This window comes from Herbaspirillum rubrisubalbicans (assembly GCF_003719195.1).
GTDB classification, from domain to species: Bacteria; Pseudomonadota; Gammaproteobacteria; order Burkholderiales; family Burkholderiaceae_D; genus Herbaspirillum; species Herbaspirillum rubrisubalbicans.
Window position 1 is genome coordinate 3,757,509 of sequence record NZ_CP024996.1, and the last position, 20,071, is coordinate 3,777,579.

A 20,071-nucleotide genomic window follows, 5' to 3' on the forward strand; every position below is an offset into this window, starting at 1 on the left:
GATTCAGATGCGGAAGCTTTCGCCGCAACCGCACTCATCCTTGACGTTGGGATTCTGGAACTTGAACCCTTCGTTCAAGCCTTCGCGGGCAAAGTCCAGCTCAGTGCCATCGATGTAGGGCAGGCTCTTGGGATCGACGAAGACGCGCACGCCATGCGACTCGAAGACGGTGTCTTCGGCCGCTTGTTCATCCACATACTCCAGCTTGTAGGCCAGGCCGGAGCAGCCGGTGGTACGCACGCCCAGGCGCAGGCCGATGCCCTTGCCACGGCGCTCCATGTAGCGGCTGATGTGTTTTGCTGCCTTCTCTGTCAACGTGATTGCCATGATGCTTGCCTTACGAAATCGAAAACGGCCGATGCCTGTTGCCGGGAAACGCCACTCAGGCGGCCTTGGCCTTCTGGTCCTCGCCGTGCTTGGCCTTGTAGTCCTGCACCGCCGCCTTGATGGCGTCTTCGGCCAGGATCGAGCAGTGGATCTTCACCGGCGGCAGCGCCAGTTCTTCGGCGATCTGGGTGTTCTTGATGGACAGCGCTTCGTCCAGGGTCTTGCCCTTGACCCATTCGGTCACCAGCGAGGAAGAGGCAATGGCCGAACCGCAGCCATAGGTCTTGAACTTGGCATCCTGGATCACGCCATCGGCGCCGACCTTGATCTGCAGCTTCATCACGTCGCCGCAGGCCGGCGCGCCGACCATGCCGGTCCCCACGGTGTCATCGCCCTTTTCGAAGGCGCCGACGTTGCGGGGGTTTTCATAGTGGTCGAGTACTTTTTCCGAATAAGACATGTTCTTGCTCCCTAGATGATGGTTTCACCCATCGCCCTGCCCTGCTGCAGCTGCTGGCGATGGCTGGCAGAGTCCTGATTAGTGGGCCGCCCACTGGATGGTGGACAGGTCCACGCCGTCCTTGTACATGTCCCACAGCGGGGACAGTTCACGCAGCTTGCCGACCTTGCTCTTGATCAGTTCGATGGTGAAGTCGATGTCTTCCTCGGTGGTGAAGCGACCGATGGTGAAGCGGATCGAGCTGTGCGCCAGTTCGTCGCTGCGGCCCAGGGCGCGCAGCACGTAGGACGGTTCCAGGCTGGCCGAGGTGCAGGCCGAGCCGGAAGAGACGGCGATATCCTTGATGGCCATGATCAGCGACTCACCTTCCACGTAGTTGAAGCTCACGTTCAGGTTGTGGGGCACGCGATGCTCCATGTCACCATTGATGTAGGTTTCTTCGATTTCCTGCAAGCCCTTGGCCAGGCGGTCGCGCAGGGCGCGGATGCGGGCCAGTTCGCTGTCCATTTCTTCACGTGCGATGCGGAAGGCTTCACCCATGCCCACGATCTGGTGGGTAGCCAGGGTGCCCGAACGCAGGCCGCGCTCATGACCACCGCCGTGCATCTGCGCTTCGATGCGCACGCGCGGCTTGCGGCGCACGTAGAGCGCACCGATGCCCTTGGGGCCGTAGCTCTTGTGAGCCGAGAAGCTCATCAGGTCGACCTTCCAGTTTTCCAGGTCGATCTTCACCTTGCCGGTGGCTTGCGCCGCGTCGCAGTGGAAGATGATGCCCTTGGAGCGGCACAATTCACCGATTTCCGGTACCGGCTGGATCACGCCGATTTCATTGTTGACCAGCATCACCGAGACCAGGATGGTGTCTGGACGCAGCGCTGCGGCGATCTGCTCGACGGTGACTAAGCCATTGTCCTGCGGCTGCAGGTAGGTGGCTTCGAAGCCCACGCGCTCCAGTTCGCGGAAGGTGTCCAGTACCGCCTTGTGCTCGGTCTTGACGGTGATGATGTGCTTGCCCTTGGACTTGTAGAACTGCGCCGCACCCTTGATGGCCAGGTTGTTGCTCTCGGTGGCGCCGGAAGTCCAGATGATCTCGCGCGAATCGGCGTTGACCAGCTTGGCCACTTCTTCACGCGCCTCTTCCACCGCCTTTTCAGCGGTCCAGCCATACATGTGGCTGCGCGAGGCGGGATTGCCGAACTGCTCGCGCAGGTAAGGGATCATCTTGTCGGCCACGCGCGGATCGACCGGGGTGGTCGCCGAGTAATCCATGTAGATCGGGAAGTGCGGAGCCTTGATGGTCTCCAGCAGGCTTTTTTCCAGGGGTGCGTTCATATGTGCTTGCTCCAAATCAGGCTGCGGCTTGCGGGCGGTGCAATACCACCACGCTCTGCGAGTCGGCGGCGCGATGCTCCACCGGCTTGGGTTCTTTTTGCTGGTCGACCAGGTCCTGGAGCGATACCGAATCCAGGTACTCGACCATTTTTTCATTCAGGGTGGACCACAGCTCATGCGTCATGCAGCGCGCCCCGCCAGGATGGGCAGCACTGTGGCAATTTTCCTTGCCACCGCACTGGGTTGCATCCAGGGGTTCGTCCACCGCGATGATGATGTCGGCCACCGACACGTCGGCGGCCTTGCGGGCGAGATTGTAACCACCGCCGGGGCCCCTGACGGACTCGACGATCTGGTGACGCCGCAACTTGCCGAACAACTGCTCCAGATATGATAAAGAAATTTCCTGGCGCTCGCTGATGGCCGACAACGTGACGGGGCCCTTGCCCTGGCGCAAGGCCAGGTCAATCATCGCCGTCACGGCAAAACGACCTTTGGTGGTTAGACGCATGGATTCCGCTCCAGAAACAAATGAACCGGCACGGCCGGCTGCCCTGAATTCCCGAATATTTGAGTCAAGTATAACAAACCCGAGTAATTCTGTCAGGTACCCTTGCTTTTCCTTCATATCGATCAAAAACCGGCCGGCATCAAATTCCGGCGAAACTTGTCTGACCTCTTGCGCAAAGTGCGCTACTCTCACGGGGACGGCTGGCATCGGCGTCGTGCCGGCTTATCGATCTGGTAAGATGACGCGACAATTTCCACCCGGCCAGATGCGGACCACCCACAACAACACCAGTCGGGTCCGCCAGCGCCCCCATCAAAGAACGATATGGATGTAAGCGATACCCCCAACCCGCTGCTGCGCCCGCGCCGCAAGCCCCAGAGCCTGTCGCAGGAGGTGGTGGCGACCTTGTCGGCCATGATCGACAACGGCAGCATCAAACCGGGCGAAAAACTGCCCACCGAGTCCGAAATCATGCAGACCCAGGGGGTCTCGCGCACCGTCGTGCGCGAAGCCATCTCGCGCCTGCAGGCCGCCGGCCTGGTGGAAACCCGCCATGGCATCGGTACCTTCGTACTGGAAGCCAAGAAGGGTTCCAACATCAACATCGATCCGGCCACCATCACCACCATGCGTGACCTGCTGGCGCTGCTGGAGTTGCGCATCAGCCTGGAAACCGAGACGGCCGGCCTGGCCGCGGCCCGCCGCAGCGAAGAGCAATTGCAGGAAATCCGCGAAGCCCTGAACCTGTTCAGAGAAAACCAGCAGAACGGCGGCGATACCGTGGGCCCGGATTTCCGCTTCCACTTCGCCATTGCCAACGCCACCGGCAACCGCTATTTCATCGAGATCATCAGCCATCTCGGCATGGGCGTGATCCCGCGCAAGCGCATCAACACCGCCGAACTGGCCCACGACCAGCAGTCCAGCTACCTGGACCGGGTGCAGCGCGAGCATGAAGATATCTTCGATGCCATCGCCCGCGGCGACTCCGAAGCGGCCCGGGCGGCCATGCGCAATCACCTCACCAACAGCCGCGAACGACTGCGGCGCGCACAGCAGGAAGCCGAATCCGGCGCCACCACCGGCGCCTGACACCTGCACGCTTGCCGATCCGCCTGGGCGGGTCGGCGCCCTCTCCCCTCCTCCTTACTACCTCCCCGCAAACACCCTCTTGCTCGACCAGAAAGTACTGGCTTTCTCAAATCTTATGTTGTACGATGACTGATATCCTATGCGGATAAAGAGATTCAAGAGACAACACCAAGAACAATGTCTTCATTTCCATCCAACTCATCCCATCCATCCCATTTTTAACGGCGTCGAGCGCAACCATGTCCCAGTACACTCCCCAAGACCTCAAACAGATCCTCTCTTCCGGCCTGCTGTCGTTCCCGCTGACGGACTTCGATGAGCAAGGCGATTTCCGCCCCAAGACCTATATCGAGCGCCTGGAATGGCTGGCCCCGTATGGCGCCAGCGCCCTGTTCGCCGCCGGTGGCACCGGTGAATTCTTCTCCCTGGTGCCGGGTGAATATTCGGACATCATCCGTACCGCCGTCGACACCTGCCGTGGCAAGGTGCCCATCATCGCCGGCGCCGGTGGTTCTACCCGCGCTGCCATCGCCTATGCCCAGCAAGCCGAGCGCCTGGGCGCACACGGCATCCTGCTCATGCCCCACTACCTGACCGAAGCCAGCCAGGACGGCATCGCCGCCCACGTGGAAGCGGTCTGCAAGTCGGTCAACTTCGGCGTCATCATCTACAACCGTGCCGTCTGCAAGCTCAATGCCGATACCCTGCAAAAGCTGGCCGAGCGCTGCCCCAACCTGATCGGCTTCAAGGATGGCATCGGCGAGATCGAACCGATGGTGCATATCCGCCGCAAGCTCGGTGACCGTTTCACCTACCTGGGTGGCCTGCCGACCGCCGAAGTCTATGCCGCCGCCTACAAGGCGCTGGGCGTGCCGGTGTATTCCTCGGCCGTGTTCAACTTCATCCCCAAGACCGCCGTGCAGTTCTACCAAGCCATTGCCAAGGATGACCACGACACCGTGGGCAAGCTGATCGATGAATTCTTCCTGCCCTACTTGGCCATCCGCAACCGCAAGGCCGGTTATGCCGTGTCCATCGTCAAGGCCGGTGCCCGCATCGTCGGTCATGACGCCGGCCCGGTGCGCACGCCCTTGACCGACTGCACCCCGGAAGAACACGAAGAACTGGCAGCTCTGATCCAGAAGCTGGGCCCGCAATAAGCCCGAGGGAGCACTGGGCAAGGTGGTCCCTTTCTTCATAGGGACCAAAAAAAAACCTCCGTGGCCAAGGCCACGGAGGTTTTTTCCTTCATATAGAGTCAATTCAGGGCCAAGCCGGCAAGCGTAGCCGGCGTCGCCCCGCCAGGATCAGAACTCTTCCCAATCCTGTGCATCGTCCTTGAGACGGCTGGCGGGCGCAGCAGGCGCTGCCTTGGCGGGCTTGGCCGGGGGCAGCTTGGGAGCGGCCTTGGCAGCCGCCGACGCAGCAGTGACAGCGGCCACGGGCGCCGGGGCTGGTGCCGCCGGCGGCGGTGCCACGGAGGCCACCGGCGCCGCACGCGGCTTGGGTGCGCTGGCAGCCTGCTGTGCATTGATCTTGAAGATGCTGACCGCACCCACCAGGTTGGTGGCCTGGGCCTGCAACGACTGGGCGGCCGCAGCAGCCTGCTCCACCAAGGCGGCGTTCTGCTGGGTCACTTCATCCATCTGGGTGATGGCGCGGTTGACCTGCTCGATACCGGTGCTCTGTTCGCGGCTGGCTTCGGCGATCTCGCCCACGATGTCGGTGACGCGCTGCACGCTGGTGACCACTTCGCTCATGGTGGCGCCGGCCTGTTCGACCAGTTGGCTGCCGGCCTCGACCTTGTCCACCGAATCATCGATGAGCGACTTGATTTCCTTGGCTGCCGCCGCCGAACGCTGGGCCAGCGAACGCACTTCGGACGCCACCACCGCAAAGCCACGGCCCTGCTCGCCGGCACGTGCCGCTTCCACCGCCGCGTTCAAGGCCAGAATGTTGGTCTGGAAGGCAATGCCATCGATGACGCTGATGATATCGACGATCTTGCGCGAAGAGGCATTGATGGCCTGCATGGTATCGACCACCTGGGCTACCACTTCCCCACCCTTGCTGGCCGTGGAAGAAGCAGAATGCGCCAGTTGGTTGGCCTGCAAGGCGTTGTCGGCATTCTGCTTGACGGTGCCGGTCAACTGCTCCATCGAGGCGGCCGTCTCTTCCAGAGAGCTGGCCTGCTGCTCGGTACGCGAAGACAGGTCCATGTTGCCCGCGGCGATTTCCTTGGCGCTGGTATCGATGCTGTCGGAACTGCTGCGCACGCGTGAGACGGTGGTCAAGAGCGCCTGCTGCATACTGCGGATGGCGGCGAACAGGCGGCCGATTTCATTGCTGCTCTGGACCTCGACCTTGGTGGTCAGGTCGCCATTGGCCACCAGATCCAGCAGGTGCACGGCGCGGTTGAGCGGGGTCAGCACGATATTGCGCAGCATGAAGTGCACGCCGATGACCAGGAACATGGCGCCGATGAGGCCCACCACCACCAGCCAGACCACCATGCTGTACTCGCGCTGACGTTCATTGGCAGCCGTGTCGTTGAGCTTCATGGCGCGCTTCTGGAATTCATCCAGCGCCTTGGAAAAACGCGCGCCGGCGGGATTGATCTGCTTGTCGTTGAGTTCCGAATAGGCGCTTGCATCGCCCGCCTTGAGCAGGCCGGAAGCCTTCATCAGCAGTTCAGACAAGCTACGCGCCGATTCGATGAGTTCTTTCTTGACCACCGGCTCCTCGCCGGCCAAGTCAGGCAACTTACTGAATTCATCCACGAATTTGAGGCCGCGCTCATAGCTGCCCTGGGCACTCTTCAAGGCGCCTTCGGCGATGGCCGGATCGTTCTTTTCCTTGAGGTTGGCATAGGCGCGGGTCAAGGCCGAACGCGTGCGCGTGCTGTCCTTGTAGGCGTCATTGATGATGATCACGTGCTCGGCAATCTCGTGCACATATTCGGTCGCTTGGTTGGCGCGGCCCAGCGCAAAGATGCCCACTGCAGCACCCACCACGATCATGATTGAAAACAGCGCAAGCGCGCTCATCAGGCTGAAGCGAACCGTCAGATTCCGCATTCCCTCTCTCCGCTTAGTTTTTTACAACAAATGAAATGAAAACATTGCCCTGACGATACAGCACCCGCCTCACAGGCAATCGGACGGCAAACTGACCAAAACCACCCCAATTCCCGGTTAGGGTGGTCAGGAAGCATTCGCTTGCGTATTGTGCAACGGCAACACCCGCTCCTGCCTGTCTTGGATCAAGCAAAATTCATGTCATCAGCCAACAAAGTGAAGAGTCTTGCCAAAATGGCACGCAAACTGGCGCAAAAACAACACCGCGGCCGCCTCAAGGCAGGTCGATGATCTCAACCCAATTCGGATTACGACCCAAGGTATAGCGGAACAACGGCGTCAAGGCACCACTGTCGTGGTCGATGGCATAGCTGGTCAACCCGGCCTGCTGCCCCACAGCCAGCAGGTAGCGTCCTTGCGGATCGATGTGGAAGGCGCGCGGTTGGGTTTCGGTAGGAATGTTGAAGATGCGGGTGAGCTTGCCGCTGGCACGCTCCACGCGATAGCCGGTGAGCGTGTTGGAGGCGCGCTCGCTGGCGTAGAGGAAGCGCCCATCCGGGCTCAGGTGCAGATCGGCGGCGGCCAGCGCTGCGCTGCTGGTGAAACCGTCGGGCAGCGCCGAATCGCTGGCCTGCCAGGTCAGATGGCCTTGCTGGCGGTCATAGGCATAGGTGTCGACGGTGGCATCGAGTTCATTGATCGCATAGACGAAGCGCTGGTCCGGGGCGAACACGAAGTGCCGCGGCCCAGCCCCGGCCTTGGTCGCCACGGACGGTGGTGTATTGGGGGTGACGGCGCCGGTGGCTGCATCGAAGCGGTATTGCAGGATCATGTCGCTGCCCAGGTTGCTGGCGAAGGCAAAGGCATTGTCGGGGGCGAGCTGCACCGAGTGGGCATTCTTGCCGGTGGCGATCACCGCCAGCGGCGGCGCCTGCACCGTGCCATCGCTACCGATGGCGTTGACCGAGATCTTGTGCCCGAAGTAGGACGCTGCCAGCAGATAGCGCCCGCTGCGATCGGTGGCGAGGTTGGCCATGTTGTCGGCCAATGGCACCCGGGACAATTCCTTGAGCTTGCCGCTGCCGGCATCGATGGCATAGCTGACCACCGAATAGGGCTCGGCGCGTAGACTGGCATAGAGCCGCTTGCGATCCGGGCTGATGGCCAGCGGCATCACGTTGCTACCGGTATCGACCCGCTCGATCAGCTCGACACTGCCATCGTCGTTGATCTGCAGGACGTAGATGTCCTGGCTGTCGGCGTTGGAGACGTAGGCCACGGTAGTGGTGCCAGCCGCTGAGGTGGCCGGCTTGAGGGGGGAAATAGCGTTCAAGGCGTTCAAGGTAGCGAGAGAAAAACAGAATAAAAAAGCGCTGAAGCGCGCAGAAAGTCGAGACAAAAAAGGGCTCGCACGCGAGCCCCAAGGGAGGATCAGGTCACTGGCGCCGGGTTGAACAGGGTCAGTGCATTATGCAGCTTCCATTGCTCGGCCCAGGTGCGCTTCCTGCCGCTGGCCACGTCCAGCATCAGTTCGAACAGCTCCCAGCCGACCTGTTCGATGGTGGCCTCGCCACTGGCGATGCGGCCGGCATTGACGTCCATCAGGTCATGCCAGCGTCGCGCCAGGTCGTTGCGGGTGGCGACCTTGATGACCGGCACCGCCGCCAGGCCATAGGGCGTACCGCGCCCCGTGGTGAAGATATGAAGATTCATGCCAGCCGCCAGTTGCAAGGTGCCGCAGATGAAGTCCGAGGCCGGGGTGGCGGCGTAGATCAAGCCCTTCTGCTGAAGTTTGTCGCCCGGCGCGAGCACGCCCGAAATCGGGCTGGAACCGGACTTGACGATGGAGCCCATGGCCTTCTCGACGATGTTGGCCAGGCCGCCCTTCTTGTTGCCGGGGGTGGTGTTGGCGCTGCGGTCGACGCCACCCTGCTTGAGGTAATTGTCGTACCAGTCCATCTCGCGGATCATGGCCTGCGCCACTTCCTCGTTGATCGCGCGCGAGGTCAACTGGTCGATGCCGTCACGCACTTCGGTCACTTCCGAGAACATCACCGAAGCGCCGGCGCGCACCAGCAGGTCGGTGGCATAGCCCACGGCCGGGTTGGCCGTCACGCCGGAGAAGGCATCGCTGCCGCCACACTGCACGCCCACCACCAGGTCGGAGGCCGGGCAGGTTTCGCGGCGGCGCTTGTTCAGTTCGGTCAGGCGGGCCTCGGCCATGTTCATGATGGAATCGATCATGGAATTGAAACCGACATGTTCCGCATCCTGCAGGCAGACCACATAGGGTTCGCCTTCCTTGTGGATGGGGATCATGTTTTCTGGCAGCAGGCGGTTGGGTTGCAGCTTTTCGCAACCCAGGCTGACCACCATGGCCTGGCCGCCGAAATTGGGGTTCAGGCTGATGTTACGCAGCGTGCGGATGGGGATGCCGGCATTGGGGGCATCGATGGCCACGCCGCAGCCATAGGTGTGTTCCAGCGCCACCACATCTTCCACGTTGGGATACTTGGGCAGCAGCTCGGCTCGGATGCGCTTGACGGCGTGCTCGACCACACCGGCCACGCATTGCACGGTGGTGGTGATGGCCAGCAGATTGCGCGTGCCCACCGAACCATCGGCATTGCGATAACCCTCGAAGGTATAGCCTTCCAGCGGCGGCTGCGGCGCTGGCTTCTTGGTGGCGATGGGCAGGTTGTCGAGTTCGCGCGCCGGCGGCATCTGCACCAGCGATTCCTCGATCCAGCTGCCCTTGGGGATGTCGCGCACGGCGTAGCCGATGGCCACGTCGTAGCGCACGATGGCGTCGCCCTGCTTGAGGTCGCGCAAGGCGATCTTGTGCCCCTGGGGCACGCGGTCGATCAGGGTCAGGCCATCCGGGAAAACGGTGCCGGCCGGCAGACCACCGTCGTTGACGACGATGGCGACATTGTCGGTATCGTTCATCATGATGTAGCGCGGGGTGAATGCCTGGCTGGCGGTGGTATCGTTGCTCATGCTAAGTCCCAAACGACGAAAATGCTGCAATTCCAATGAAATGGCGGCCCCTGTCCAGGAAGCCGCCGACCAAACCGATCAGGCGTCCTTGAGTTCGACGCGCTTGATCTCCTTGACGATGACAAGATAGCTGATCACGGTCACCAGAGCATTGATGCCCACGAAGACCAGGGCGCCGGAGAAGGAACCGGTTTGCTTGACGATGTAGCCGATCACGATCGGCGTGGTGATGCCGGCGACGTTGCCGAACATGTTGAACAGCCCGCCCGACAGGCCCACGATCTGCTTGGGCGCGGTATCGGCCACCACCGCCCAGCCCAGCGCGCCCACGCCCTTGCCGAAGAAGGCCAGCGCCATGATGCCCACCACCAGCCACTGCGCCTGGACGTAATTGCACAGGATCATGGTCATGGAGAGCAACATGCCGCCCACGATGGGAATCTTGCGCGACCAGGTGACCGACAGGCCGCTCTTGATGAGACGATCCGAGATCAGGCCGCCCACCACGCCCCCGATGAAGCCGCACACGGCCGGGATCGAAGCCACGAAACCGGCCTTGAGGATGGACATGCCGCGCTCCTGCACCAGGTACACCGGGAACCAGGTCAGGAAGAAATAAGTGATCACGTTGATGCAGTACTGGCCGATGTACACGCCCAGCAACATGCGATTGGAGAGCAATTGGCGGAGATATCCCTTGCCCTGCACGGACGGCGCGGCGACCTTCTTGTTGTCCATGTCCACCAGGCCGCCACCGGACTCGATGTGGTGCAGTTCGGCCGCATTGATGCGCGGGTGATCCTTGGGACTGTAGATGATGCGGCCCCAGATCAGCGCCAGCAGGATGCCGACCACGCCCATCACCGTGAAGACGTGGTGCCAACTATAGGAATGGACGATCCAGGCCATGAGCGGCGTGAAGATCACGGCCGCGAAGTATTGCGCCGAATTGAAGATGGCCGAAGCCGTGCCGCGCTCCTTGGTCGGGTACCAGGCCGCCACGATGCGACCATTGGCCGGGAACGATGGCGCCTCGGCCAGCCCCACCATGAAGCGCAACAGGAACAGCGCCACCACCGCCGCGCCGGTGCTCATCCAGGTCACCCCGGCTTGCAGGAACGTGAAGAAAGACCACAGGGCGATGCTCCACATGTAGATCGTCTTGGAACCGAAACGGTCCAGCAGCCAGCCGCCCGGCAATTGCGCCAGCACGTAGGCCCAGCTGAAGGCCGAGAAGATGTAACCCATGGTCACCGGGTCCAGCGACAGTTCGGTCTTCATGGCCGAGCCGGCAATGGAGAGCGTGGCGCGGTCCGCATAGTTGACCGTGGTGACGACGAACAGCAGGAACAGGATCAGGTAGCGGATATGGGTGGGCTTGACCGCCCCGGCCCCGCTGGGGATGTTGCTTTGCGCCAATTGGATTCTCCGAGTCTCGATCGCCATCCGCTCTACCCTGCCCGGCCGACTCGCTGGCCGCAGGAACGCGGGCAGATGAAGTATCAGGCCGGACCGGGAGTGTCTCTTGGCGTATTGTTATGGTTTGAAGTGATTTGTTATAAGACGTCATACAACATGTGGCGCAGTATAACAGGACACGAAACGGACGCAAGCGCTCAATGCAGTCCGGCAAAGACTTTGCGCATTCCTGCAAAGTCCGTGGGAGCTGGTGGGGGGGCTGGTTGGCGCGGATGCCGGCTGCCCCCTGGTGGTATGACATGCACAAGCCGCTGACGTAGCGCCCGGGCGCAGGTATGATGCGCGCACTTTCCGCATTTCCTCATCTTCTGCCTACCCATCATGAATTCCTCTTCCAGCCTGCCGTCCTCCCCGCGCGGCGCGTCCGCCTGGCTCAAGCCCCTGCTGTTCATCCTGGTGGCGGCCATCGGCCTGTACTACGTGAAGTGGTCGCCCTACTACCTGAAATCCTTCGTAGCCGCCGACAAGCACAGCATTGGCAACTCCATCCTGGCCAATGCCCCCGCTGCCCCATGGTCGGCCGCCCTGGAATATGCCGGCGTGTATTTCCTGGCCATCTGGAAAGCCGCGGTGCTAGGCGTGCTGCTGGGTTCGCTGGTGCAGGTGCTGGTGCCGCGTGACTGGCTGCTGCGCGTATTCGGTCGTGCCGGACTGGGCTCGACCATTCGCGGCGGCCTCTTCGCGCTGCCCGGCATGATGTGCAGTTGCTGTGCCGCGCCGGTGGTAGCCGGGATGCGCCGTCAGCAGGTTTCGGTGGGGGCCGCGCTGGCCTTCTGGATCGCCAACCCGGTATTGAATCCGGCCACGCTGGTGTTCATGGGCTTCGTGCTGGGCTGGAATTTTGCGGCTCTGCGCCTGGTGGCGGGTGTGCTGCTGGTGCTGGGCGTGGCGCTCATCGCGCAACGCGTAGCGCAGGCCGAAACCCTGCCGCAGGCGGCGCTGGACGCCGTGGCCGCGGCCGAATATGAACCCCTCGACGACGGCCGCCCCTTCCTGCTGCGCTGGGCCGGCAAGCTGTGGCAATTGTTCTGGACCACCATCCCGGTCTACATCGTGGTGGTGCTGGCCCTGGGTGCGGCGCGCGTGTGGCTGTTCCCGCAGGTCGATGCCAGCATGGGCAACAGCCTGCTGTGGATCGTGACGCTGGCGGTGATCGGCACCTTGTTCGTGATCCCCACGGCCGCCGAAATCCCGATCGTGCAATCGATGCTGTCCTTGGGCATGGGCGTCGGTCCGGCGGTGGCCTTGTTGATGACCCTGCCCAGCATCAGCCTGCCCTCGCTGCTGATGCTGCGCACCTCCTTCACGCGCCGTGTGCTGGTGACGGTGACACTGCTCACCATCCTCATCGGTGCGGCCAGCGGGCTGGTGGCCGTGGTCGTGCTCTGAGCCGTTCAGGGCGGGTTCAAGGCCGGTTCAGGGCCGATACTGACGCAGGAAGTCGACCACCTCGGCCTGATTGCCGGCAAACAGCAGGCGCGAGCGCTTGGACTCGCGCTGGAATTCATAGATGGGATCGTAGTATTCGGCCAGCAGGGCCTCGATCCAGGCGCGGTGCAGGTCGACCACGCCATCGGCTTCTTGCCGCGCCAGCGCGACTTCCATCAGGTGCAGCAGGCGCCGGTAGCGCTGGTCACCCAGGCGCTTGACCAGCTTGCCCAGCGCCGCCAGCAGGTGGGCGCGATAGCGTTCAAAGCCGTGGTGCGGATCCAGCGCCAGGTATTCCTCGCACAGACCGCTGACGTAATCGCGCAGGATGCGCTCCACCCGCCCTTCCCGACTATCCTCCAGCCACACCATAGGCAGGCTTTGCATCCGCTGGTGCAAGGCCAGCGGCAAGGCACACACGCCGATCAGGCGGCTTTCATCTTCCAGGGCAAACCAGTGATGCCCTTGCGCCTGCAACTTGATCAGGGCAATCGCCAGCCTGTGCTCGAAATCGATGGGCGCCGGTTGCGGGCTGGCGCGCTTGCCGAAGCTGGAGCCGCGATGATTGGCATAGGCTTCCAGATCCAGCGCATTGTCCAGTTGCAGCAGGACGTCGGTCTTGCCGCAGCCGGTCATGCCGCCCACCACCACGAAGCCACACTCGGCCAGTGCCTGGTCGATGGTGTCCATCAAGAAATGGCGCAGCGCCTTGTAGCCACCTGCCACGCGCGGATAGGCGATGCCGGCCTCGCTCTGCAACCACTGTTGCGTGATCTGCGAGCGCAGCCCGCCGCGGAAGCAATACAGGCAACCTTCCGGGTGCGCCTTGGCAAACTGCGCCCAGGCCGCAATGCGCGCCTCCTTGACCGCGCCGCTGACCAGTTGATGTCCCAGCGCGATGGCAGACTGCTGGCCCTGCTCCTTGTAGCGCAGACCGACCTCGTGACGCTCCCGGTCATTCATCAGTGGCAGATTCACTGCCGTGGGGAACGCCCCCTTGCCGAACTCCACCGGCGCCCGCGCATCCAGCATGGGCGTATCGGCGATGAACAAGGCACGGCTGGGCTGTAGATCAGACATCAGAGCACCTCGACCGCGTAGCGCTGTCGTTCCACCAGTTCGCCGATGGGCGCCAGTTCCAGGCCGAGGGCAGCAGCGGTGGCGAGGAATTCCGGGTTGGCCTCGGGCCGCACAGCCACCAGCAAGCCGCCGCTGGTCTGCGGGTCGCATAGCAGGTGCTTCTGGCTCTCGCTCAAGGGGCTGATCTTGCTGCCATAGCTCTCGAAGTTGCGCCCGGTACCGCCCGGCACACAGCCTTCGGCCAGGTAATACGGCACGCCCGGCAGGCTGGGCACCAGCGCGTGCTGGATACGGGCGCTCACGCCGCTGCCTTCGCACATCTCCACCAGGTGACCCAGCAGGCCGAAGCCGGTCACATCCGTCATGGCGGCTACGCCCGCCAACTTGCCGAAGCGGCTACCGGGCTGATTGAGCTGGCACATCCAGTCGCGCGCCACGCCCACGTCGTCGGGACGCAGCCGACCCTTCTTCTCGGCGGTGGTCAGGATGCCGATGCCCAGCGGCTTGGTGAGATAGAGCAGGCAGCCGGCGCTGGCGGTATCGTTGCGCTTCATGTGGCGCTTCTCGACCACGCCGGTCACGGCCAGGCCGAAGATCGGCTCCGGGGCATCGATGGAATGGCCACCGGCCAGTGGGATGCCGGCCGCGTCGCAGGCCGCACGCCCACCGCGCACCACCTCGCGCGCCACTTCGGGTGGCAACACGTTGACCGGCCAGCCGAGGATGGCGATGGCCATCAGCGGGTCGCCGCCCATGGCGTAGATATCGCTGATGGCATTGGTGGCGGCGATGCGCCCGAAGTCGAAAGGATCATCGACGATGGGCATGAAGAAATCGGTGGTCGAGACCACGCCGCGTTCTTCGTCGATGGCATAGACCGCCGCGTCGTCACGGGAAGCATTGCCGACCCACAGCTTGGGATCGAGATGCTGGGCACCGCTGCCGGCGAGGATCACCTCCAGCACCTGCGGCGAAATCTTGCAACCGCAACCGGCGCCATGGCTGTACTGGGTCAAACGAATGGGGTCGCTCATGGGAAAGTCCTGGCTGATCGGGGGATGCCGATTCTAGCAGCGTTTAAATGCCAGGAAGTGAAACGGCCAAGGCCGGTAGCGACCGCTGCGATGTGAAGAGATGCTCGGTGCCGTAAAAATCTGGTGAGCTAAAAACCAGCTCGACTGCGCTCATTTTTAGCGCAATGCGTGATCATCATGAGATACGACGCCAAAAACAAAAAAGCCCCGCAAGAAACTTGCGAGGCTTTCATATTCTGGCTCCCCGACCTGGACTCGAACCAGGGACCTGCGGATTAACAGTCCGTCGCTCTACCGACTGAGCTATCAGGGATCAATTGAGGGCGCGATTATGAACGATTTTTTTCAGAATTACCAGAGAGGAAAACGAAAATTTTTTACATCGTTCTGCATCGTGGCGGCATAGCCCTGCCGCCCTTGCGCGAGACCAAAAACAACCAGCGCCTCACACTAATTGAAAAGGCCCCGCAATCACTTGCGAGGCCTTCGCATTCTTTGGCTCCCCGACCTGGACTCGAACCAGGGACCTGCGGATTAACAGTCCGTCGCTCTACCGACTGAGCTATCAGGGAACAGCTGAGAAAAAGATTATGACGCGATTTTTATTTCATGTCAAAACTTTTTTCAGGGAAAGGGACTTTTCTCATAGGAGAAAGTCCCTCCCGCAGCCCTTACAGCACCTTGGCAATGGCGTCGACCACCACGTCGATGTTCTTGGTGTTCAATGCAGCCACGCAGATGCGACCGGTGTCGACGGCGTAGATCGAGAACTCGTTGCGCAGGCGGTCCACCTGAGCCTTGGTCAGGCCGGAATAGGAGAACATGCCGCGCTGCTTGATGACGAAGTCGAAGTCATGACCGGGGGCCTTTTCCTTCAGCTTGGCCACCAGCAGGTGACGCATTTCGCGGATGCGCACGCGCATTTCGGCCAATTCGTCTTCCCACAGCTTGCGCAGTTCGGGCGACGCCAGGGCAGTGGCGACCACTTGGCCACCGTGGATCGGCGGGTTGGAGTAGTTGGTGCGGACCACGCGCTTCAATTGCGACAACACACGGGCAGCTTCTTCTGCGCTGGCCGCAGCAATCGACAGCGCACCGACGCGTTCGCCATACAGCGAGAAGGACTTGGAGAAGGAGTTCGACACGAACAGTGGGCCGCCAGCCTCAGCAAAGCGACGCACCACCTGGCCGTCTTCGGCGATGCCGTCGCCAAAGCCCTGGTAGGCCATGTCGAGGAAGGGGATCAGGCCGCGCGAAGTCACCACCTCGATGACCTGGGTCCACTGGTCGGCGGTCAGGTCGGCACCGGTCGGGTTGTGGCAGCAGGCGTGCAGCAGCACGACCGAGCCGGTCTTCATGGTCTTCAAGGCATCCAACATGCCGGCGAAGTTCACGCCGCGGGTGGCGGGGTCGTAGTAGGGATAGGCGTTGACCTTGAAACCGGCCATCTCGAACAGGGCGCGGTGGTTTTCCCAGCTCGGGTCGCTGATCCAGACTTCGGTGCCAGTCGGCGAGAAGTGCTTCAGGAAGTCAGCACCCAGCTTCAGGGCGCCAGTGCCGCCCAGGGCTTGCACGGTGATGGCACGCTTTTCGGTCACCACGGCGCTACCGGTGCCGAACACCAGTTCCTGCACGGCGCGGTCATAGGTGGCCAGGCCATCGATGGGCAGGTAGGTGCGGGGAGCCAGCTTGGCTGCCAGTTCCGCCTCGGCTTTCTTCACGCATTCCAGCAGGGGAACCTTGCCGTTGTCGTCGTAGTACACGCCCACGCCCAGGTTGGTCTTGGCCGGGTTCTGGTCGGCGTTGTAGGCTTCGGTCACGCCCAGGATGGGGTCGCGCGGCGCCATTTCGATGGCGGAAAACAGGGAGGCGGAGACAGGTGCGTTCATCGTGATAACATGAAAAGTTAGCTGCAACAAAGCGCTGCAGAAGGAAATGGATGCACACGGCAAGAGTTGGGTGTGCACCTTTTTGCAACACTGCATTCTAGCAAATGTGGATGACCAATCACAGACACAGACCGGCTCAATTGCCTGCCGAATCTGCATGGGACCATGTTCAATCGACATAACCCAGGCCGCGTCGGGCCGATTGCGTCTTGAACTTACACATCCCGGCAGCATTTGATGAATATTCCCGCCGCCACCTTGCCTGCGCGCAATGCCCTGCTTCCGGGCATGGGCGCTGCCCTGTGCACCGTGGCGGCCCACCCGCAATCGAGCGACAAAGGCAATCCAGACCATGGCTGAACTGACCCCCATCAATCCCGAGCTGGACGAGAGCAAGTTCGTCACCTTCCCCGACTCGCCCTTCAAGCTCTACCAGGTCTTCCCACCGGCGGGCGACCAGCCGGCGGCCATCGACAAGCTGGTCGAAGGGGTCAACGACGGCCTGTTCTACCAGACGCTGTTAGGGGTGACCGGCTCGGGCAAGACCTACACCATGGCCAATACCATTGCCCGCCTGGGCCGCCCGGCCATCGTGTTCGCCCCCAACAAGACGCTGGCGGCGCAGCTCTACAGCGAATTCCGCGAATTCTTCCCGCACAATGCGGTGGAATATTTCGTCAGCTACTACGACTACTACCAACCGGAAGCCTACGTGCCCCAGCGCGACCTGTTCATCGAGAAGGATTCCTCGATCAACGAGCACATCGAACAGATGCGCCTGTCCTGCACCAAGTCGCTGATGGAACGGCGCGACGTGGTGATCGTGGCGACCGTCTCGGCCATCTACGGTATCGGTAACCCCAACGAATACCACCAGATGATCCTGACCCTGCGCGCCAAGGACAAGGTCTCGCAGCGCGACGTCATCGCCCGCCTGATCCAGATGCAGTACACCCGCAATGAAGTGGACTTCGGACGCGGCACCTTCCGCGTGCGCGGCGACACCATCGACGTCTTCCCGGCCGAACACGCCGAACTTGCCGTGCGCATCGAGACCTTCGACGATGAGATCGACAGCCTGCAACTGTTCGACCCGCTCACCGGCCGCGTGCGCCAGAAGATTCCGCGCTTCACCATCTACCCCGGTTCGCACTACGTCACGCCGCGCTCAACCGTGTTGCGCGCCATCGAGACCATCAAGGAAGAACTGGCCGAGCGCCTGGAATTCTTCCGCAAGGAAAACAAGCTCATCGAAGAACAGCGGCTGGAGCAACGCACCCGTTTCGACATCGAGATGATGACCGAGATCGGCTTCACCAAGGGCATCGAGAACTACTCGCGCCACCTCTCCGGTGGCAAGCCGGGCGATCCACCGCCGACGCTGGTGGATTACCTGCCCCAGGATGCGCTGATGTTCCTGGATGAATCGCACGTGCTGATCGGTCAGTTGAACGGCATGTACAACGGCGACCGCGCGCGCAAGGTGAACCTGGTGGACTACGGTTTCCGCCTGCCCTCGGCGCTGGACAACCGGCCCCTGAAGTTCGATGAATTCGAAAAGAAGATGCGCCAGACCGTCTTTGTCTCGGCCACCCCGGCCGACTATGAAAACACCCACGCCGACCAGGTGGTGGAACAGGTGGTGCGTCCGACCGGCCTGGTCGACCCCATCATCGCGGTGCGCCCGGCCACCACTCAGGTGGACGACCTGATGCAGGAGATCCACGACCGCATCGCCAAGAACGAGCGGGTGCTGGTGACCACGTTGACCAAGCGCATGGCCGAGCAGTTGACCGAATTCCTGTCCGACAATGGCATCAAGGTGCGCTACCTGCACAGCGACATCGATACCGTGGAGCGCGTGGAAATCATCCGCGACCTGCGCCTGGGTACCTTCGACGTACTGGTGGGCATCAACCTGCTGCGCGAAGGTCTGGACATTCCCGAAGTCTCGCTGGTGGCGATCCTGGATGCGGACAAGGAAGGCTTCCTGCGTTCCGAGCGCAGTCTGATCCAGACCATCGGCCGCGCCGCCCGTAACCTCAACGGCATGGCCATTCTCTATGGCGATGTGGTGACCGATTCCATGCACAAGGCCATCAGCGAAACCGAACGGCGGCGCGCCAAGCAACTGGCCTTCAACGAAGCCAATGGCATCGTGCCCACCGGCATCAAGAAGGAAATCCGCGAGCTCATCGATGGTATCTTCAACCCGGCCCAGGCGCGCACCGAGTTGATGGTGGCCGAGGAAAAGAAGAACTACGAATCCATGAGCGAAAAGCAGATCAGCAAGGAAATCAAGCGCCTGGAAAAGCAGATGCAGGAACACGCCAAGAACCTGGAGTTCGAAAAGGCGGCCGCCGCGCGCGACCAGTTGCACCTGCTGAAGCAGCAGCTCTTCGGCGCGCCCGGCAGCGATACGGCCGTGGCCTGATCAGGGCGGAGGATGGCGTGCTGCGGTGGCGGGCCAGCGCGAGATACAATGCCGCCACTTTATCGATTGCGCTATCTGCCCCATGCCTACTGCCACTGCCTTCCCTGCCCTGCCCGCCTCCCTGCTGGAACTGATCCAGACCGCCCATTCCTCCTGGCACGCCGCCTTGCGCGCCGGCCTGGAGGCGATCCAGCAAGCCGATCCGGCCTACCTCGGCACGCTCGCCCAGGATGATTACCTGCCCACCGAGGGTCGCATCTTCGCCGCCTTCCAACAGCCGCTGGACCAGGTGCGCTACGTGCTGGTCGGCGAAGGCCCCTACCCGCGGGCGGCCAGTGCCACCGGTGTGTGTTTCATGGATGGCGCAGTGGGTTCGCTGTGGTCGGACAAGGGCTTGTCCAAGCAGGTCAATCGCGCCACCTCCCTGCGCAATTTCATGAAGATGCTGCTGGTGGCCGATGGCCGCCTGCAGGCTGGCAATACCAGCGGCGACGCGCTGGCCGGCATCGCCGCCCAGGCCCAGGCGGACGTGCAAGGCACGATCCAGACCTTGGCCGACCTGCAGGACAATCTCACCGCACAGGGTTTCCTGCTGCTCAATGCCAGCCTGGTGTTTCGCGCCCACGTGGCGCCGCTCAAGGATGCCCGCGCCTGGAAACCCTTCTTCGAGACCGTGCTGCGGGCACTGGCCGAACACGGTCAGGCGCAGCGCAGGCCGCTGCCCACCCTGGTGTTGTGGGGCAAGATCGCCGAACAGTTGCACAGCCTGCCGCTGGTGGAGCAATTCCCACGGGCGGTGGCCGAGCATCCCTACAACCTGAGCTTCATCGAGCACAGTGGAATGCAGGCACTGTTCGGCGCCATGCAGTTGCTGAAGAAGAAATAAAGAAGAAAGTGACCTGAAAAGCGTACCGCTACTGTATCGGTG

General features: G+C 62.1%; 17 protein-coding genes and 2 tRNA genes. 6 read left to right on the top strand and 13 right to left on the bottom strand.

Features of this window, described 5'->3' with window-relative positions; all coding sequences use genetic code 11:
* Nucleotides 1-3: 3 nt before the first annotated feature.
* The 4 genes from iscA to iscR form a co-directional block, all read right to left on the bottom strand.
* On the bottom strand, nt 4-327 hold the full coding sequence (iscA, locus tag RC54_RS16685) for an iron-sulfur cluster assembly protein IscA (protein ID WP_017451605.1): 324 nt from the start codon (nt 325-327) through the stop codon (nt 4-6).
* Nucleotides 328-382: 55 nt separating this feature from the next.
* The gene (gene iscU, locus RC54_RS16690; protein WP_058896176.1) at nt 383-787 is read right to left on the bottom strand and encodes a Fe-S cluster assembly scaffold IscU; all 405 of its coding nucleotides are present in this window, start codon (nt 785-787) and stop codon (nt 383-385) included.
* A 78-nt stretch (nt 788-865) separates the two neighbouring features.
* Nucleotides 866-2,119: an IscS subfamily cysteine desulfurase gene (locus RC54_RS16695; RefSeq protein WP_061790047.1), complete on the bottom strand. Its 1,254-nt coding sequence runs from the start codon at nt 2,117-2,119 to the stop codon at nt 866-868.
* Nucleotides 2,120-2,135: 16 nt separating this feature from the next.
* Complete coding sequence (iscR, locus tag RC54_RS16700; protein ID WP_017451602.1) at nt 2,136-2,630, bottom strand: Fe-S cluster assembly transcriptional regulator IscR; 495 nt, start codon at nt 2,628-2,630, stop codon at nt 2,136-2,138.
* Nucleotides 2,631-2,954: 324 nt separating this feature from the next.
* Between iscR and RC54_RS16705 the strand changes: the two genes are divergently transcribed.
* Together RC54_RS16705 and kdgD are read left to right on the top strand one after the other, a co-directional pair.
* Nucleotides 2,955-3,722, top strand: coding sequence for a FadR/GntR family transcriptional regulator (locus tag RC54_RS16705; protein ID WP_058896178.1), 768 nt, complete (start codon nt 2,955-2,957; stop codon nt 3,720-3,722).
* Between the two features lie 239 nt (nt 3,723-3,961).
* A complete protein-coding gene (gene kdgD, locus RC54_RS16710; RefSeq protein ID WP_061790048.1) occupies nt 3,962-4,882 on the top strand; it encodes a 5-dehydro-4-deoxyglucarate dehydratase in 921 nt (306 codons plus the stop codon).
* Nucleotides 4,883-5,029: 147 nt separating this feature from the next.
* On the opposite strand, the gene RC54_RS16715 is transcribed toward kdgD, so the two are convergent.
* From RC54_RS16715 to RC54_RS16730, 4 genes are all read right to left on the bottom strand, one after another.
* Entirely contained in the window at nt 5,030-6,799 is a 1,770-nt protein-coding gene (locus RC54_RS16715) for a methyl-accepting chemotaxis protein (protein ID WP_061790049.1), read from the bottom strand.
* 274 nt (nt 6,800-7,073) lie between these two features.
* A complete protein-coding gene (locus tag RC54_RS16720) occupies nt 7,074-8,132 on the bottom strand; it encodes a lactonase family protein (RefSeq protein ID WP_061790050.1) in 1,059 nt (352 codons plus the stop codon).
* 98 nt (nt 8,133-8,230) lie between these two features.
* Nucleotides 8,231-9,799 carry a galactarate dehydratase gene (gene garD, locus RC54_RS16725; protein WP_061790051.1) on the bottom strand — a complete coding sequence of 523 codons (1,569 nt, stop codon included), beginning with the start codon at nt 9,797-9,799 and terminating at the stop codon, nt 8,231-8,233.
* A 78-nt stretch (nt 9,800-9,877) separates the two neighbouring features.
* Nucleotides 9,878-11,218, bottom strand: a complete 1,341-nt coding sequence (locus RC54_RS16730; RefSeq protein ID WP_061790052.1) for an MFS transporter — start codon at nt 11,216-11,218, stop codon at nt 9,878-9,880.
* Between the two features lie 381 nt (nt 11,219-11,599).
* On the opposite strand from RC54_RS16730, the gene RC54_RS16735 reads away from it, so the two are divergent.
* A complete protein-coding gene (locus RC54_RS16735; protein ID WP_058896184.1) occupies nt 11,600-12,667 on the top strand; it encodes a permease in 1,068 nt (355 codons plus the stop codon).
* Nucleotides 12,668-12,694: 27 nt separating this feature from the next.
* Here RC54_RS16735 and mnmH read toward each other — a convergent pair whose 3' ends face one another.
* The 5 genes from mnmH to RC54_RS16760 all read right to left on the bottom strand — a co-directional run bounded on the left by mnmH (nt 12,695) and on the right by RC54_RS16760 (nt 16,709).
* Nucleotides 12,695-13,786, bottom strand: coding sequence for a tRNA 2-selenouridine(34) synthase MnmH (mnmH, locus tag RC54_RS16740; RefSeq protein WP_058896185.1), 1,092 nt, complete (start codon nt 13,784-13,786; stop codon nt 12,695-12,697).
* On the bottom strand, nt 13,786-14,820 hold the full coding sequence (gene selD, locus RC54_RS16745; RefSeq protein WP_061790053.1) for a selenide, water dikinase SelD: 1,035 nt from the start codon (nt 14,818-14,820) through the stop codon (nt 13,786-13,788). The genes mnmH and selD overlap by 1 nt, the downstream gene beginning before the upstream one ends.
* A 237-nt stretch (nt 14,821-15,057) precedes the next feature.
* A tRNA-Asn gene (locus RC54_RS16750) sits at nt 15,058-15,133 on the bottom strand.
* 183 nt (nt 15,134-15,316) lie between these two features.
* Nucleotides 15,317-15,392, bottom strand: a tRNA-Asn gene (locus tag RC54_RS16755).
* A gap of 99 nt (nt 15,393-15,491) precedes the next feature.
* Entirely contained in the window at nt 15,492-16,709 is a 1,218-nt protein-coding gene (locus RC54_RS16760) for an amino acid aminotransferase (RefSeq protein ID WP_058896187.1), read from the bottom strand.
* A gap of 237 nt (nt 16,710-16,946) precedes the next feature.
* Here RC54_RS16760 and RC54_RS25905 point away from each other — a divergent pair, with 237 nt between their 5' ends.
* From RC54_RS25905 to RC54_RS16770, 3 genes are all read left to right on the top strand, one after another.
* Nucleotides 16,947-17,069 (top strand): hypothetical protein, encoded by a 123-nt coding sequence (locus tag RC54_RS25905; RefSeq protein WP_255221002.1) that lies wholly within the window; start codon nt 16,947-16,949, stop codon nt 17,067-17,069.
* Nucleotides 17,062-19,143: an excinuclease ABC subunit UvrB gene (uvrB, locus tag RC54_RS16765; protein WP_061790054.1), complete on the top strand. Its 2,082-nt coding sequence runs from the start codon at nt 17,062-17,064 to the stop codon at nt 19,141-19,143. The genes RC54_RS25905 and uvrB overlap by 8 nt, the downstream gene beginning before the upstream one ends.
* 82 nt (nt 19,144-19,225) lie before the next feature.
* Nucleotides 19,226-20,029 (top strand): uracil-DNA glycosylase family protein, encoded by an 804-nt coding sequence (locus tag RC54_RS16770; protein WP_061790055.1) that lies wholly within the window; start codon nt 19,226-19,228, stop codon nt 20,027-20,029.
* Nucleotides 20,030-20,071 lie beyond the last annotated feature (42 nt).